Consider the following 15,663-nt stretch of genomic DNA (forward strand, 5'->3'; position numbering starts at 1 on the left):
TTAGGCTCCGTTATCAGACCAGTGAGGATCGTCGCGGCCGGAGCGATTAAATTTGATGACACCGTAACTTTCACCGACCCGCGCCAACTGTGGATTTACGCCTGTACGTGGCGTTGTCGAAACTTCTACGGTCACGCCATATGAATTTTGAATTGAAAGGGTCTGGTCCCAAAGGATGGCCATATCGATTGCGCAGCCCTTCGTGTGTCGTGAGTTCAACGCCGGTGCAGCACCTAGTTTCAGCATATCGAATCCGCAGACCATGTCTCTGGCCGCCTCGATCGATTTGTGCCTCGAGTATTTTCCATCGGGACCTTCATGCGTCCAAACGATGTTCACACCGTTCATAGGCGGTACCGTCAATGGGTCCGCGTTCTGTCTAACGATGCGCCACGCCCAGTGCATTAGATAGGCCCTCTTAGGATCGCGCAGAGTCGCCGCAATCGTTACAGTGGCGCCCGCCGCTCGGAGCGCGGAAATGAACGCCTCGACGCCAGCTCTGAACGGCATAGACAAATCCCCTGTGTCCACGCTTGTCGGAGACCGTTTAACCCATTGCCGACCGCTTGGGTCCGCTAGTGCGTCGCGAGTTTTAGACGGGAGTAAACAATCTTCTGGAGTGTACATCGCAGTTTCCGCGTTTAGTTTGAACGTTCTGACGGTGAAACCATTGCCGTCGTCAAGCTGCGTTGAAGGCGGCCCGTAGAGGCCGGCTTCCATTAAAGCTGGAAATGATGTCTTTGGTTTGAAGCGAGTCATGCTTACGACCTGAAGACCATGGTTTTTTTGCACGCGCCGACATACCTGAGGTCGACATCTATGCAAAAAAACATGGTTTTTCGAGGGTCATGCTCGCGTATGAAGCCGGCGACGCAACGGTATGCTCTCAGCGTTTTGAACACTGCTGTATGTCCTTGAACTCGACAGACGCCGCCTTTAGCACTCCTGTCAACTTCCGGCAATAGCGCCAATGCCAAGCGCGCCGGCAGCAAAAAAAAGCCCGCGACCTTGCGGTGGCGGGCGGCAATCCAATTTTGCTGGAAAATTGGAGGAGACAGCTTCAATATAGTCCGTTTTATGGTGCGGTGCAATACCGTAAAACTACTAGGCTAGCTCCTTACAATCTGGAAACCCGCGCTGCGCTGCGGCATGGCCGGGAAGATTTGCGCCAGCTGGCGGTCGGACAGGCGCAAATGGCGCTCGGCCACCTGCGCCAGGACCGAGCGGAAGTCGGTCGTCACCGGCAGGTCGCGCCCCTCGTTGAGCGCGCTGTCGGCCACGCCTTGCCAGTCGCCGTACACCTTGCCGCCTGCCACCGCGCCGCCCATCACCCACATCACGTTGCCGTGGCCGTGGTCGGTGCCGCCGTTGCCGTTTTCGCGCGCGGTGCGGCCGAATTCGGACATGACGATCACGGTGGTGTCCTCGAACATCGGGCCGAGGCGCTCGGCCAGCACTGCCAGGCCCTGTCCCAGCGGCGCGAGACGGTTGGCCAGCTGGCCGCGGCCGGCGCCCTGGTTGGCGTGGGTGTCCCAGCCGCCCAGCGCGACGAACGCCAGCTGCAGCTTGGGGTTGTTGCGCATCAGCGTGGCCAGGCGTGCGGCGTCGTCCGGAAAGCCGTTCGGCAGCGGCGCGCCGCCATCGGCCATGTTCATTTCGCCGTTCATCGACGCATCCATCACTTCCTTGTGCGCGTCCTTGCCGTCCTTGTAGGCGCGGCCGAAGCGCTCATGGCCGGCGTACAGCTGGTCGAACGCGGCGCCGATTGCCGGCCGGTCGAGGATAGTGGCACGCGTCGCGGCGGCGCCGTTGGGCAGGTTGATCGCTGCCGAGGGGCCCGACAGGATGCGCGGCATCACCGGACCGATCGACAGTGCGCGGCTCGGCGTCGACACGCCCGGCAGCGTTGCCACCAGCCGGTTCATCCAGCCGTCCGGCGTGTTCTTCCTGCCCGGCGTGGCCGACTCCATGTAGTCCTGCGCATCGAAGTGCGAGCGGGTGCTGTCGGGCGAGCCGCTGGCGTGGACGAAGGCGAGCTTCTTCTGCTGCCACAGAGGCTGCAGCATGGCCAGCGCTGGATGCAGGCCGAAGTAGCCGTCCAGGTCCAGCGCGCCACCTTCCACACCGGGCGCCGACAAGCCGATCGTCGGGCGCAGGCGCAGGTAATTTTCGTCGCCGACCGGCGCGACCACGTTGAGGCCATCGACCGCGCCGCGCAGCATCACCACCACCAGCTTTTGCTTGGTCGGGTTGGCGCTGGTTGCAGCCCACGCACTTTGGCCGACCGGCACCACCATGCTGGCGCCGAGCGCCATCGAATTGAGGAAGTCTCTGCGTTTCATTGTTGTTCTCCGCGTGTTAGCGTTGCATGAAGTCCGGACTGCCGAGCAGCATGGCCGCGCGCAGCGGCGCGGCGCTGGAGGCAACCGTCGCCAGCGTGCGGCTGGAAATGGCGCCGCCAAGCGTCGCCTGCAGCTGCAGCGGGTCGAGCGCCGGCGCGGCTGCAAACTGCGCGACGACGGGCGCCGGCGACGCCGCCATGATGGCGCCATCCATTGCGCCGCTCATCGCACTGTCCTTCGAGCCGTTCATCTGGCGCAGCGGGACCGGCGTCTTCGGCCGGCTGGCCAGCGGCAGGCGGCCGCCGGCCAGCGCGGTGGCGAACGTGATGCGGCGCGACAGCGCATCCGGATTGAGCCAGGCGTCCTGGGTGTTCTTGTAGCCGTCCGGGGTCTGGCAGCCGTACAGCGGCATGCCGAGCTGGCCCATCGTCGCCACCAGCGGGGCGATGTTGACCACCGGCGCGGCGCTGGCGCGCGCCGCCGATATCACGAACTGGTAAGGCGTCTTGAACTTGGCGCCTTGCGCCGCCGGCGCCATGAATTCGGCGCTGGCGAACAGCGTGCGCAGCACCGAGCGGATGTCGCCCTTCGAATCGAGGAAGGTCTTCGCCATGCGCTCGACCAGCACCGGCGGCGGGTTATCCTGCACGAAGTACTGCGCCAGCTTGAAGCTGACGTTGCGCGCGGTCGCCGGGTGCGCCGCCAGCACGTCGAGCGCCATCTCGCCTTCGAGCTGGCCCTGCTGCGCCACTTCGCGGCCGAGCCACAGCTTGACGCCCTGGTCGTGGCGCTTGTCGTCGAAGCGGAAGGTCTGGTTGTCGCGCATCAGCGCGCGCTGATCGTAGGTCCAGCCGGTCAGCATGCGCGCCAGCTCGGTGACGTCCTTCTGGGTGTAGCCGCCGTCGACACCGAGCGTGTGCAGTTCCATCAGCTCGCGCGCATAGTTTTCGTTCAGGCCGCGCGCCTTGGCGGCGGGGCCGCGCCGCGGGCCGGGCGTGTAGCCGGCCGCGGTGGAAAGGTAGTTGTCGAGGTAGTACAGCATCGCCGGATGCTTCGCCGTGGCGCCCAGCATCGCGCGGAAGGAGCCCATCACGTGCGGCCGAATGGCGTCGCGTTCGTAGCTGGCCACCAGCGCGCGGTCGACGCCCTTGCCTTCAAAGACATTGAAGTGGTTGTACCAGAAGTCGACCATCACTTCCTCGAGCTGGCGCGGGCTGTCGACGGCGCGCAGCACACGCGCCTGCGCAGTTTGCAGCGCTATTGCGCCCAGGCCGGCGCGGCGGCGCTGCTTGGCGCCCTCCTCCTCGTCGCGCACTTCCTTGCGAAGTTCGGTAAGCTCGGCGACGACTTCGCCGGCACTGCGGTTGATGCTGTCGAGCGAGGCCAGACGCTCGTTGAGCGCGGCCGGATACGGCAGCGCGGCCGGCTCGAGCTGGCTGTCGATGTAGCGCTGCACGCCCATTTGCGTGACGCGGTCGATGTCACCGGGCTTCGGTCCGAAGGCGAGGCGGTTCAGCACGTGCACCGCCTGCTGCTCGGTTGCCGCGGGCGCGGCGCGTGCCGGCAGGACGGCAAACAGCATTGCACCGACAAGGACGATCGATAGTTGTTGTTTTTTCATAGTCTGCCTTTTCGAACGGGCCTGGCCGGCAATCCCGGCGTTTGTTATTTATATCCCAATTGACACCCAAGTCAAAGCTTGCCATGTTTCAACTGTAAGTAAATGTAACCTTATTTACCGAAACCCTGCGATTTGAACAGGCAGGTCATAAAAATATGGTGTAATTCGCCCAAGGAATATTCGAGCTGCATCATGTGCGGTGGCCGTCTGAATTGCATGGCAAATATCCCACGCCCGACGTGAATCACCGATTACCCCGTTCCGGCTGGCGCCCAGCGCCGCCGCGGGACGGCGCGCCTGACCGCCACAGCGACGACTCAAAACATCACTGCCACGAAAGAAGAACGCATGAAGATAGTCCAGACCCTGATCGCGGCTGCCGCGCCGCTTGCGCTGTGCGCCTGCGCGCTGTCGCCACCGCCGCAAAAGGTCGCCGCGCCGGTGCCGCCGCAATGGTTCGCCTCGCCCGCGCACAACGGCAGCCTGACCGACCTGGCCAGCTGGTGGCAGCGCCAGGGCGATCCGCTGCTGGTGCAGCTGATCGATGCGGCGCAGGGCGCCAGCCCGACCGTGTCGACGGCGCGCGCGCGCATTGCGCAGTCGCGCGCCGAGCGCGTGGCGGCCGGCGCGGCCCTGCTGCCGTCGGTGGACGCCGGTGCCAGCATCATCCGCAGCAACCAGCAGAGCGCCCTGCCGATGGGTACCACCAGCCAGGCCGCGTTCCAGGCGGCGTGGGAAATCGACCTGTTCGGCGGCCGCCGCGCCGAGCGGCGCGCCGCCGACGAGCGACTCGCCGGCGCGCAGGCCGGCTGGCACGAGGCGCGCGTTTCGGTAGCCGCCGAGGTGGCCAACCAGTACTACGCGCTGCGCGCCTGCAGCATGCTGCTGGCGGTGGCCGACCAGGACGCCGTCTCGCGCGCCGATACCGCGCGTCTGACCCAGCTGACCACCGACGCCGGCTTCCAGTCGCCGGCCAACGCCGCGCTGGCGCGCGCCAGCGCGGCCGAAGGCAAGGCCCGCGCCACCTTGCAGCGCGCGCTGTGCGACCTCGACGTCAAGGCGCTGGTGGCGCTGACGGCGCTGCCGGAACCGGAACTGCGCCAGCAACTGGCGAAAGTGGTGCCAACGCCGGCGGCGCCGATCGAGATCAGCGCGCTGCCGGCCGACACGCTGGCGCAGCGTCCCGACGTGTTCAACGCCGAACGCGAAGTGGCCGCGGCCAGCTTTGACGTCGGCAGCGCCCAGTCGCAGCGCTATCCGCGCCTGACCTTGCAAGGATCGGTCGGCGCCGGCAACCTGCGCAGCGGCGGCGTGAACACGACGATCGACACCTGGAGCATCGGCCCGCTGGCGCTGACGGTACCGGTGTTCGACGCCGGCGCGCGCGCCGCCAACGTCGACGCGGCCAGTGCGCGCTACGACAATGCCGTCGTCACCTATCGCGCCGTGGCGCGCCAGGCCGTGCGCGAGGTGGAGGATGCGCTGGTCAACCTGCACAGCACCGAACGCCGCAGCGGCGACGCCCAGGTAGCGCTGGAAGGCTACCGCTATTCGTTCCGCGCGACCGAAGACCTGTACAAGAACGGCCTGGCCAGCCTGCTGCAGCTCGAAGACGCGCGCCGCACCTACCTGGCAGCCGAAATCGCGCTGGTGAACCTGCAGCGCGAACGCAACGCTGCCTGGATCGCGCTGTACCGCGCCGCCGGCGGCGGCTGGAACGCCGCCGCTGCAAACTAGGAACCCGATACCAACATGATGCGCCTCGAACCCGGAAACAATGCCATGAAAAACCTGTTACTCAACCCTGCATCGGCCCTCATCCTTGGCGTGGTTGCCGCCTGCGCCGCCGCCACGCTGCTGGTGTCGACAAGCTCGATCGCGGCCGACGACAAGAAGCCCGGCGCGGCCAAGCCGGCGCTGACCGTGACCACCGTGCGCGCGTCGCCGGCGCGTCTGCCGATCAAGCTTGCCGCCAACGGCAACGTGGTGGCCTGGCAGGAAGCGATCATCGGCAGCGAAACCGGGGGCTTTCGCCTGACCGAAGTGCGCGTCAACGTCGGCGACGTCGTCAAGAAGGGCCAGGTGCTGGCCGTGTTCTCCGCCGACAGCGTCAACGCCGATGTGGCGCAGGCGCGCGCTGCGCTGCAGGAGACACGCGCGAATGCGGCCGAAGCGGCGGCCAACGCGGCGCGCGCGCGCACGCTGCAGTCGTCGGGCGCGCTCAGCGCCCAGCAGATCAGCCAGTACATGACAGCCGAGCAAACCGCCAACGCCCGCATCGCCGCCTCGCAGGCGACGCTGTCGTCGCAGCAGCTGCGCCTGAAGTACACGCAGGTGGTGGCGCCCGACAGCGGCGTCATTTCGGCGCGCACCGCCACCGTCGGCTCGGTGGTGGGCGTCGGCACCGAATTGTTCCGCATGATCCGCCAGGGCCGGCTCGAGTGGCGCGCCGAAGTGACGGCGTCGGAACTGTCGCGCGTCAAGCCAGGCACCAGCGCGCTGGTGAAGGCGGCCAACGGCTCGGAGCTGACCGGGCGCGTGCGCATGATCGCGCCGACCATCGATCCGCAGACCCGTTCCGCACTGGTGTATGTCGACCTGCCGCCGATGCCGGGCGCGAGCGCGCCGTTCAAGGCCGGCATGTTCGCCAGCGGCCAGTTCGAACTGGGCACGTCGGAAGCGATGACGGTGCCGCAGCAGTCGGTGGTGGTGCGCGACGGCTTCAGCTACGTGTTCCGCCTCAATGCCGACCAGCGCGTCAGCCAGCTCAAGGTGCAGACCGGGCGCCGCCTGGCCGACCGCATCGAAGTGGTCAGCGGCCTGACGCCGGAGACGCTGGTGGTGGTCGGCGGCGCCGGCTTCCTCAACGACGGCGACCTGGTACGCAACGTGCCGGCAGCAGCAACGGCTCCGGTCCCCGCCGTCGCCGCGAAATAAGGACTGGCCATGAATTTTTCCGCACTATCGATCAAGAACCCGGTACCGGCGATCATGCTGTTCATTCTGCTGTCGCTGGCAGGACTGCTCGCCTACAAGGCCAACAAGGTGCAGGACTTCCCCGACATCGAGCTGCCGATCGTCACCGTCACCGCGGTGCTCGACGGCGCCGCGCCGGCGCAGCTGGAAACCGAGGTGGCGCGCAAGATCGAGGATTCGGTCGCCACTTTGCAAGGCGTCAAAAACATCTACTCGAAAGTGCTCGACGGCGTGGCCACGGTCACCGTCGAATTCATCCTTGAGAAGAACATCGCCGAAGGCGTCAACGACGTGCGCGACGCGGTGGCGCGCGTCAAGGCTGACTTGCCGGCCGAGATGCGCGACCCGACCGTCACCAAGGCGTCCACCGCCGGCCGCGTGGTGATGACGTTCGTCGCGCAGGCGGCCGCCGGGCGCGGCGACGCCGGGCTGGACGACCAGGAGGTGAGCTGGTTCGTCGACAATACGGTGGCCAAGCGGCTGCTCAGCGTTCCGGGCGTGGGCGCGCTCAAGCGGGTCGGCGGCGTGACGCGCGAGGTGCGGGTCGAACTCGACGACGCGCGCATGGCAGCCCTGCAGGTGGCCGCGGTCGACGTCTCGCGCCAGCTGCGCAATGTCCAGCGCGAAGCGCCCGGCGGGCGCGGCGACGTCAGCGGCGCCGAGCAGTCGGTGCGCACGATCGCCACCGTCAAGAGCGCGGCCGAACTGGCCGCGCTCGACATTCCGCTGGCCGACGGGCGCCGCGTGCGCCTCGACCAGGTCGCCAAGGTCACCGATACGGTGTCCGAGCCGCGCTCGTTCGCCGAACACAATGGCAAGCGGGTGGTCGGCTTTGAAGTGTTCCGCACCAAGGGCGCCAGCGAAGTCGAAGTGGCGGCCGGCGCGCGCGAAGCGGTGGCGCTGCTGCAGGCCGAGCATGCCAACGTCGTGCTCAAGGAGGTGATCGACAACGCCAAGCCGGTCGAAGAGAATTTCGTCGGCTCGATGGAGCTGCTGTATGAAGGAGCGCTGCTGGCCATCCTGGTGGTGTGGTGGTTCCTGCGCGACTGGCGCGCCACGCTGGTGGCGGCGGCCGCGCTGCCGCTGTCGGTGATCCCGGCCTTCCTCGGCCAGTACCTGTTCGGCTACACGCTCAATACCGTCACCTTGCTGTCGCTGGCGCTGGTGGTCGGGGTGCTGGTGGACGATGCGATCGTCGAGATCGAGAACATCTCGCGCCACCTGCGGATGGGCAAGACGCCGATGCAGGCGGCGCTGGAAGCGGCCGACGAAATCGGCATGGCGGTGATCGCCACGACGTTCGCGCTGGTGGCGGTGTTTTTGCCGACGGCGTTCATGGGCGGCATCCCGGGCCTGTTCTTCAAGCAGTTCGGCTGGACCGCGGTGCTGGCGATCCTCGCCTCGCTGGTGGTGGCGCGATTGCTCACGCCAATGATGGCGGCCTACATCATGAAGCCGACCGCGCACCGCGAGCAACAGGACGGCTGGATCATGCAGCGCTACATGCGCGCCATGAAGTGGTGCCTGAACCACCGCGTCATCACGGCGATTGCTTCCGGCCTGTTCTTCATCGGCTCGATTGCGCTGGTGCCGCTGCTGCCGACCGGCTTCGTGCCGCCGGCCGACCGCGGCCAGACCCAGATCAACCTCGAACTTCCGCCCGGCTCCACGCTGGCCGAAACGCGGGTGGTGGCCGAGCAGGCGCGCCTGGCGGCGATGCAGGTCAAGGGAATCACCGGCGTCTTCAGCTCGATCGGCGGCGGCTCCAGCGGCGATGCGTTCGCCCCGGGCGCGGCGGCCGAGGCGCGGCGCGCGGTGCTGACTTTGACCACCCTGCACCGCACCGACCGCAAGGAATCGATGGACGCACTGGAGCGCCAGATCCGCGCCAGGCTCGACCAGATCCCGGGCGCGCGCTTTAACGTCGGTCCGCCCGACACCGGCGTGAAGATGCAGCTGGTGCTGCGCAGCGAAGACCCGGTCGCGCTGACCGCATCGGCCCAGCAGGTCGAGCGCGAGCTGCGCACGCTGAAGGGCGTCGGCAACGTCAGCTCGAGCGCTTCGCTGGTGCGTCCCGAAATCATCGTGCGGCCAAATTTCGCCAGGGCCGCGGACCTGGGCGTGACGGCGTCGGCGATCGGCGAGACGGTGCGCGTGGCAACCGCCGGCGACTACGACACCGCGCTGACCAAGCTCAATCTGTCGGAGCGCCAGGTGCCGATCCGCGTCAAGCTGCCCGACGCGGTGCGCGCCGACCTGGCCGCCATCGGCCGCCTGACGGTGCCCGGCAAAAACGGCCCGGTCATGCTGGCCAACGTCGCCAATATCACGATGGAAAGCGGGCCGGCGCAGATCGACCGGCTCAATCGCAGCCGCAACGTCACGCTCGAGGTGGAACTGTCGGGGCGCTCGCTGGGCGAAGTCAACGCCGAGGCGCGCGCGCTGCCGGCGATGGCCAACCTGCCGGCGTCGGTGAAGATCGCCGAACTGGGCGACGCCCAGGAGATGGCGGCGCTGTTTGCCAGCTTCGGCATCGCGATGCTGATCGGCGTGCTGTGCATCTACGGCGTGCTGGTGCTGCTGTTCAAGGACTTCATGCAGCCGATTACGATCCTGGCCGCGCTGCCGCTGTCGATCGGCGGCGCCTTCGTGGCGCTGTTGATCACCGGGCAGGCGCTGTCGATGCCGTCGATGATCGGCCTGATCATGCTGATGGGGATCGTGACGAAGAACTCGATCCTGCTGGTCGACTACGCGATCCTGGCGCGCCAGGAGGGCATGAACCGGTTCGACGCGCTGGTAGACGCCTGCCACAAGCGCAGCCGGCCGATCATCATGACCACCATCGCGATGGGCGCCGGCATGATGCCGCTGGCGCTGGGCTGGGGCGCCGACCCGAGTTTCCGCTCGCCGATGGCGATTGCGGTCATCGGCGGGCTGATCACGTCGACCTTGCTGAGCCTCCTGGTGGTGCCGGCCGTGTTCACCGTCGTCGACGACTTCGAACATTTCCTCGGCCGCACGGTGCGCCGCATGCGCGGCAATCCGCCGGTGGTCACCAAGCCGGAACCGGTGCCGGACCTGAGGAAATAAGCAGTCCTTCAATACAGCGCGGCGCCAGCATGACCGGCGCCGCGCGTTCCAGCGCCGGCATCAGTCCTTTTCTGGACGATCCCTGTCGCGCTTTTCTCCCCTCTTCTCATTGCCGCGGCCATTCTGGCCGGCCTGCTGCTGAGCCGGTTCGGCACGCGGCTGTTCCTGCTTTGGCGGCTCCGGCGGACGCGGGGCGGCCGGCGCCGCAACGGGCGGTGCGGGCGGAGGCGCAGCCGCGGCTGGCGCCTGCCGCTCCTGGCGCTGCTGTTCGCGCGCCTGCCGGATTTCATCGCGCCGTGTGGCCCTGTCGTTCGGCGCAACCGGTGCTGCGGCGGGCGGCGGCGCCGGTGGCGCCGGAGTCGGTGCGTTCGCCAGCGGCGGCGGCGCAGGCGGACGCGCGTCGCGCCGCTCTTCACGGCGGTTGCCGCGATCGTTTGCCGGAGCCGGCGCGATTGCCGGTGCAGCAGCGACAGCGGGCGTAGCCGGCGTAGGGGCACGCGCCAGTGGTGGCGCTGGCGTTGGCGGCGAAGGTGGGCGCGCATCGCGTGCTTCGCGTGCCTCGCGACGGTCCTCGCGCCGGCCGTCACGCTCGTTTGGCTGGGCCGGCGGCGTTGCCGCTTCAGCCGGAACGGCAGGCGTGGCCGGCATTGCAGGCGTTACCGGCGTCGGCGCGCGCGCCAGCGGCGGCGGCGAAGGCGGACGCGCATCGCGTGCATCGCGTTCCTGGCGTGTCTCGCGCCTTTCCTCGCGACGGCCACCGCGTTCATCAGGCCGAGCCGGCGGCGTTACCGCGGCGGCAGGGACCGCGGGCGAGACCTGAGGCGCGCGCGCCAGCGGCGGCGGCGAAGGCGGACGCGCATCGCGGCCGTTGCGGTCGACGCGATCATCGCGGCCAATGCGACCATCCGGGCCGTCGCGGCCGTCGCGGCCAGTGCGGTCATCGCGGCCGTCGCGGCCGTCGCGGCCATCGCGACCAGTGCGGTCATCGCGGGCCTCGCGCCTGTCCTCGCGCCGCGCGGCACGGTCGCTAGGCGCGTCCGGGGCCGTGGCGAGCGGCGGCGGCACCGGAGTCGGCGCACGCCGCAACGCAGGCGGTGGCGGCGCCGCGCTGGCCTGCGCCTGCCGTGCGATCAGCGTTTGCGGCGGCGGGCGACCAGCTTCGCCGCGGCCGCGCGCTCCTCGTTCCGGCGCTGCCGGCCCCATATTGGCGATCGCCGCGCCGGCCAGCGCCGCTGCAGGCAGCGCGATGGCCGCACGCGATACCGGCTGCTCGCGCAGGAATGCGGTCTGCGGCACGGCCGTCACTGCGCCGCCGACGCGGCGGTTGGCGTAGTCGACGCGCTGGCCGTCGCGCGGCACCTGGTTGCGCGCGAATGTGGTGTTGGTGATGTTGATGTTGGTGACATAGCGTGGGCTTGCGCGATACGACGGCCGGTATGCTTCGCGCGGCGCCAGTGGGAACCAGGCGACCGGGCGCTCGCGCTGCGAATATGCGCCACCAATGCTGATGAAGGCGACCAGCGCCGGCGCGTACACCGGCGTTGCCGCGCGCGGGCCGGGCACCCAGCCCCACCCTTGCGGAAAGCGCGCCCAGCGCCCGTAGTGCGACACCGCGAAGCCCCACGGCGCTCTATCGACCCAGGTCCAGCCCCAGGGCTGCACGTAAGACCAGTGGCCGTCGCGGTACGGCGCCCAGTCGCGGCCGACGTTCGACGGCATCCACACGTTGCCGTAAGTGGGCACGCTGCGCCAGGTGCCCTGCTCGTCGAGGTCTTCGTAGCCGACCAGGTTCGGCGAGACGTAGCGCGCCGCGCGCGACTGCTCGAGGCGGCGATCGCGCGAGGTCGCCCAGCGGTCGAATTCGTCGACGTCGGCGCGCGCGTACTGCGCGCCGCGCAGGTCGGAGCCGTCGAAGCGGTAGGCCTGGCCGCCGGCGAGGCGGTGTGCATTGCCGTCGCCGAAGACGTCGGCCTGGCCGCGCCGCACCGCCACCATGGTGGCGTTACCGGCCGGGTCTACTTCGATGCGGTACTCGCCCGGCTGCCGGATGGCCAGCGCCAGGTGTGGCGTATCGATCTCGACGACTTCGTTGGCGCGCAGCGAGCGGACCCGCACGTTGATGCGGCCCTGCGCCATCTGCAGGCGTGTCATCCGGTCGTCCAGTTGCGCCAGCGTCACCAGCGTGCCGCCGCCCATGCGCAGCGCGGCGCCGCCGATCTGCACCTCGTCGCGCGCACCGTTTTCCACCCACAGGCGGTCGCCCGGGATCAAGGTCGTGTTCAGGGCAGCGTTTTCCCAGTCGTCTTCGCCGGCCGGCGCAAAGCTGACCGGTCCGCTGATGTACGCCAGGCGAGCGATACGGCCAGGCGGATCGGCCAGCGCCGGAACACCGGCAGCGAGCAGGACGGCGCCGATGCCGGCAAAGGCGATGCGCTTGAAGGTCGGAATATTTTTCATATTGCCTCGCGTGAAAGTTGGTCGGCAGGAACGCAACGTCATGGTGCGGCTAGCTTCGGAAATTTTCGGTTCGACAGCGAACGCTGCCATGTCTTCCATTTAACGTTTAAAACGGCCAGGCGCGTACTGCATCTCGTTATAAAATGTAACTCGAAAAATTATTCTTTCAGTCAACTAAGCTTACCTTCAGGAGCCATCCATGCCGCTTTCGCGAACACTGCTGACAAGCGCCTTGCTGTGCGTGGCGCTTGGCGCCAGCGCCCAGCAGTTTCGAAACGGACGCGACGCCGGTGAACCGGGGCGCTTCGACCATTACGCGGTGGCGCTGAGCTGGTCGCCGTCGTACTGCGCCACGCACGACGATGCCAACCAGTGCTCGACCGGGCGGCAACTGGGTTTCGTGCTGCACGGCCTGTGGCCGCAATACGAAAAAGGGTATCCGCAGCAATGCTCGACGGAGCGGCTGCCGGAGCGCGACAAGCAGAAATATGCACCTCTATATCCGTCGCCGAAAATGATCGGGCACCAGTGGAGCAAGCACGGCACCTGTTCCGGCCTGAATCCGGCCGCTTACTTCGAGCTGTCGGAAAAGCTGCAAAAGCAGCTGGCGATTCCGGCGCCCTACCAGCGTCCGGCGCTGCCGGTGCGCGCCAGCTACGGCGAGTTCGTGCAGGCGTTTCGCGCCGCCAATCCGCGCCTGGCAGACAACGCCGTGCTGCCCTTCTGCGCCGACGGCGGCAGGTTCCTGCGTGAGATCCACGTCTGCTACGACAAGCGCGGCGCCTCGGCCAGCTGCAGCGACGGCGAAATCCGCCGCTCGATGAACACCTGCCGCAAGCCGACGTTCGTCATGCAAAGCGTGCGCTGAGGTAATCGCCCGGTCAGTCGCCTGCGCCGTGGTCGCCGCCCTGTGCATGGCCGGCATGGCGCGCAGTCAGTTCACCGTGCATTCGCGCTGAACTGACTGCGCTGATGGCGTCAGGTCCGACTGCGCTCGACACGCCAGGTCAGCATCAACGCCGGCACGCCGCTCGGTACGGCCGACCTGTCCAAGCAGCAGGGCTCTGACCCGGTTTACCTGTTGGGTCAGACCCCTGCTGAACGATCGGAGCGATCATCAGACCGTCTTCACTGCTGCGCATCGAACGGCGCGATGCGCTGATCGCCGAGCTGTCGGTACGCGGCCTGGGTAACTTCACGGTCGCCGCCTTTCTCGACTGTTCGGCGTCGTCGGCGCGAAATTACCTGCGCGAGCTGCGCGATGCCGGCGTTGTCGTGCCAATCCGGATGGCCCGGGCAGGAACAGAAAGCGGTCCTGCTGCGGGCGCTGGACGGCCAAGCCCTTAGAACTCTTCCCACTCGTCGGCCTTGACGGTGGCGGCCACGCTCGCTTTCGCCGGGGCGATGCGCGCCGGCGCGGCAGCCTTGGCCGGACGCGGCGGCGTGCTGACGGCGCGGCTGGCCGGCGGCGGCGCGATGCGCGCGGCGGTCATCTTCGCATTGTCGAGCTGGAACACGCTGACGACCAGCGCCAGCTTGGTCGCCTGCTCCTGCATCGCTTCCGATGCCGCCGACGCCTCTTCCACCAGCGCTGCATTCTGCTGGGTGACCTGGTCCATCTGGGCAATGGCCATGTTGATCTGGTCGATGCCGGACGTCTGCTCCTGGCTGGCCGAGGTGATCTCGCCCATGATGTCGGTCACGCGGCGCACGCTGTCGACGATGTCGGTCATGGTGGTGCCGGCTTCGTTGACGAGCTTGCTGCCGGCATCGACGCGCTCTACCGAGTTGCCGATCAGCGTCTTGATTTCCTTGGCGGCGGCCGCCGAGCGCTGGGCCAGGCTGCGCACTTCGGTGGCGACCACGGCGAAACCGCGGCCCTGTTCGCCGGCGCGGGCCGCTTCGACCGCCGCATTCAGCGCCAGGATGTTGGTCTGGAACGCGATGCCGTCGATCACCGAGATGATGTCGACGATCTTGCGCGCCGAATCGTTGATCTCGTCCATCGTCGACACCACCTGGCCGATCACCTGGCCGCCCTTCGACGCCACTGCCGATGCCGATTCGGCCAGCACGTTGGCCTGGCGCGCGTTGTCGGCATTTTGCTTGACGGTAGAGGTCAGTTCTTCCATCGACGAGGCGGTCTCTTCAAGCGAACTGGCCTGCTCCTCGGTACGGCTCGACAGGTCCTGGTTGCCAGCGGCGATCTGGCCTGACGCGGTGGCGATCATGTCGGTGCCGCTGCGCACTTCGGACACGATGGAGACCAGGCCTTCGTTCATCTTGCGCAGCGCGGCGAGCAACTGGCCGATTTCGTCGTTCGAGTCGATGCGGATCTCTTCGGTCAGATTGCCGGCGGCAACGCTATTGGCCACCCGCAGTGCTTCGCCCAGCGAGCGGGTAATGCCGCTGATGAGGAAATAACCAATCGACAGGCCGGCCAGCAGGCTGACGGCGATCAGGCCGATCGAGACGATCTTGGCCGTCTCGTAACGCGCAACCGCGGCGACGTACTCGCTCTTGCCGACATCGAGCTGCAACTTGATCAGCGCCTGCATGCTCGTCCGCACCGGCGGAAACGTGGTCAGCATGGCGCCATGGATCAGTGCTACCGCGGCGGGCACGTCTTTGGCACGCAGCGCCGCGATGGTCGGCTTGACACCCTCTTCCAGGTTTTTCTTGCGCGTTTCGGCGAATGCCGATGCCAGCACCTTCTCCTCGGGCGTCTGGAATGTTGCCATGTACTGGTCCCAGACAGCGGCGACGGCCTTCGAACGCTGTTCGACATCGTCGATCGCCGCGGCGAACTTCTCCGGGTCGCCACTGACGGTGCGCGCCAGCACGGTCTGGTTCTGCTGAACCAGTGTGAGCGTCTCGCCGAGCTGGCCGACCGCTACCAGGCGATCGGAGTACACCGTTTCGAGCGCATCGTTGGTTTGCGCCAGCCCGCGCAGGCCAAGCAGGCCGATCGATAGCGAAATGAGGCATAACAGGCCGATGACGAACGTAAGCCGGATTTTGATGGTGAGGTTCTTGAACATGGTGGAATTCTCAATAAATAACGCTGTGCCGCGAATGAGGGGGCAAAAAATGCTGACGCCGGCCAGGCACGGCGGACGATACGGCGGAGAATGGGGGAAGACTGGGCGAACGAATAGTCCGCTTCGAGGGCAA

General features: G+C 67.3%; 9 protein-coding genes. 4 read left to right on the plus strand and 5 right to left on the minus strand.

Annotated features, from left to right (window positions below):
- The 3 genes from ACP7DD_RS06605 to ACP7DD_RS06615 form a co-directional block, all read right to left on the minus strand.
- Positions 1-759, minus strand: a complete 759-nt coding sequence (locus ACP7DD_RS06605; RefSeq protein WP_426173915.1) for a hypothetical protein — start codon at positions 757-759, stop codon at positions 1-3.
- A 350-nt stretch (positions 760-1,109) separates the two neighbouring features.
- Complete coding sequence (locus tag ACP7DD_RS06610) at positions 1,110-2,342, minus strand: DUF1501 domain-containing protein (protein WP_426173916.1); 1,233 nt, start codon at positions 2,340-2,342, stop codon at positions 1,110-1,112.
- 16 nt (positions 2,343-2,358) lie between these two features.
- Positions 2,359-3,963 carry a DUF1800 domain-containing protein gene (locus ACP7DD_RS06615; RefSeq protein ID WP_426173917.1) on the minus strand — a complete coding sequence of 535 codons (1,605 nt, stop codon included), beginning with the start codon at positions 3,961-3,963 and terminating at the stop codon, positions 2,359-2,361.
- A 348-nt stretch (positions 3,964-4,311) separates the two neighbouring features.
- On the opposite strand from ACP7DD_RS06615, the gene ACP7DD_RS06620 reads away from it, so the two are divergent.
- The 3 genes from ACP7DD_RS06620 to ACP7DD_RS06630 are packed head-to-tail and all read left to right on the plus strand — an operon-like array spanning position 4,312 to position 10,032.
- A complete protein-coding gene (locus ACP7DD_RS06620) occupies positions 4,312-5,700 on the plus strand; it encodes an efflux transporter outer membrane subunit (protein WP_426173918.1) in 1,389 nt (462 codons plus the stop codon).
- A gap of 45 nt (positions 5,701-5,745) precedes the next feature.
- Positions 5,746-6,900, plus strand: a complete 1,155-nt coding sequence (locus ACP7DD_RS06625; protein ID WP_426173919.1) for an efflux RND transporter periplasmic adaptor subunit — start codon at positions 5,746-5,748, stop codon at positions 6,898-6,900.
- 9 nt (positions 6,901-6,909) lie between these two features.
- Positions 6,910-10,032 carry an efflux RND transporter permease subunit gene (locus ACP7DD_RS06630; protein WP_426173920.1) on the plus strand — a complete coding sequence of 1,041 codons (3,123 nt, stop codon included), beginning with the start codon at positions 6,910-6,912 and terminating at the stop codon, positions 10,030-10,032.
- A gap of 60 nt (positions 10,033-10,092) precedes the next feature.
- On the opposite strand, the gene ACP7DD_RS06635 is transcribed toward ACP7DD_RS06630, so the two are convergent.
- A complete protein-coding gene (locus tag ACP7DD_RS06635) occupies positions 10,093-12,489 on the minus strand; it encodes a DUF6600 domain-containing protein (RefSeq protein WP_426173921.1) in 2,397 nt (798 codons plus the stop codon).
- Positions 12,490-12,688: 199 nt separating this feature from the next.
- Here ACP7DD_RS06635 and ACP7DD_RS06640 point away from each other — a divergent pair, with 199 nt between their 5' ends.
- Entirely contained in the window at positions 12,689-13,357 is a 669-nt protein-coding gene (locus ACP7DD_RS06640) for a ribonuclease T2 family protein (protein WP_426173922.1), read from the plus strand.
- Positions 13,358-13,832: 475 nt separating this feature from the next.
- On the opposite strand, the gene ACP7DD_RS06645 is transcribed toward ACP7DD_RS06640, so the two are convergent.
- Positions 13,833-15,530, minus strand: a complete 1,698-nt coding sequence (locus ACP7DD_RS06645) for a methyl-accepting chemotaxis protein (protein ID WP_426173923.1) — start codon at positions 15,528-15,530, stop codon at positions 13,833-13,835.
- Between the last annotated feature and the right edge of the window lie 133 nt (positions 15,531-15,663).

This window comes from Massilia sp. TWR1-2-2 (assembly GCF_049897565.1).
In the GTDB taxonomy this organism is placed as follows: domain Bacteria; phylum Pseudomonadota; class Gammaproteobacteria; order Burkholderiales; family Burkholderiaceae_D; genus JAFCUW01.

Bases quoted from the DNA above. Each gene is read 5' to 3' on its own strand.
- ACP7DD_RS06615 (WP_426173917.1), bottom strand. From the start codon at position 3,963: ATGAAAAAACAACAACTATCGATCGTCCTTGTCGGTGCAATGCTGTTT.
- ACP7DD_RS06630 (WP_426173920.1), top strand. From the start codon at position 6,910: ATGAATTTTTCCGCACTATCGATCAAGAACCCGGTACCGGCGATCATG.
- ACP7DD_RS06625 (WP_426173919.1), top strand. From the start codon at position 5,746: ATGAAAAACCTGTTACTCAACCCTGCATCGGCCCTCATCCTTGGCGTG.
- ACP7DD_RS06640 (WP_426173922.1), top strand. From the start codon at position 12,689: ATGCCGCTTTCGCGAACACTGCTGACAAGCGCCTTGCTGTGCGTGGCG.
- ACP7DD_RS06610 (WP_426173916.1), bottom strand. From the start codon at position 2,342: ATGAAACGCAGAGACTTCCTCAATTCGATGGCGCTCGGCGCCAGCATG.
- ACP7DD_RS06645 (WP_426173923.1), bottom strand. From the start codon at position 15,530: ATGTTCAAGAACCTCACCATCAAAATCCGGCTTACGTTCGTCATCGGC.
- ACP7DD_RS06620 (WP_426173918.1), top strand. From the start codon at position 4,312: ATGAAGATAGTCCAGACCCTGATCGCGGCTGCCGCGCCGCTTGCGCTG.
- ACP7DD_RS06635 (WP_426173921.1), bottom strand. From the start codon at position 12,489: ATGAAAAATATTCCGACCTTCAAGCGCATCGCCTTTGCCGGCATCGGC.
- ACP7DD_RS06605 (WP_426173915.1), bottom strand. From the start codon at position 759: ATGACTCGCTTCAAACCAAAGACATCATTTCCAGCTTTAATGGAAGCC.